This window comes from Desulfofundulus thermobenzoicus (genome assembly GCF_009428905.1).
Classification (GTDB): domain Bacteria; phylum Bacillota; class Desulfotomaculia; order Desulfotomaculales; family Desulfovirgulaceae; genus Desulfofundulus_A; species Desulfofundulus_A thermobenzoicus.
In genome coordinates, this window is sequence record NZ_WHYR01000163.1 from 1 (window position 1) to 476 (window position 476).

Annotated in this window: 1 protein-coding gene; it reads right to left on the reverse strand. The window is 46.0% G+C overall.

Annotation, left to right across the window (positions count from 1 at the left end; all coding sequences use genetic code 11):
- The coding region (locus tag GFC01_RS18025) for a glycosyl hydrolase 53 family protein (RefSeq protein WP_152948501.1) at positions 1-436 on the reverse strand (436 nt) is incomplete at its 3' end.
- Positions 437-476 lie beyond the last annotated feature (40 nt).

Genomic DNA, 476 nt, shown 5'->3' on the forward strand with positions numbered 1-476 from the left:
GGGATGCCCACGCTTTCGGTTTGAATTGTTTACCGGGGTCAGTCCAGAAATCACTGTAGTGAAAATCAAGCAGCACTTTCATGTTTTGTGCTTTTGCACGTTTCGATAAAGCGATGGCTGTATTGAGATCATTTGTGCCGCCGTTATAGGCTCGGCCTTGATTGTCATATGGATGGTTCCACAGTCTGATACGCACATAGTTGACGCCTTTATCCTTTAATAGCTTGAGCGGATCAACCTGCTGTCCGTTCTGGTTGTAGTATTTGCCGCCGCTTTTCTCTACTTCTGCAAGCATAGAGATATCGGCTCCCTTGATGAAATCACCTTGCAGGCCATTGATCGGTTTCACAGAAATCGTATCGGCCCTTGCTTCAGGCAGAATACCTAATCCCATCAGAAAGAAAACGACAACAGTGACAAGCAACCATTTCTTCATCAAATCTCCCCTTATCCTTTTGTGCCGCCTTGTGTAAGGC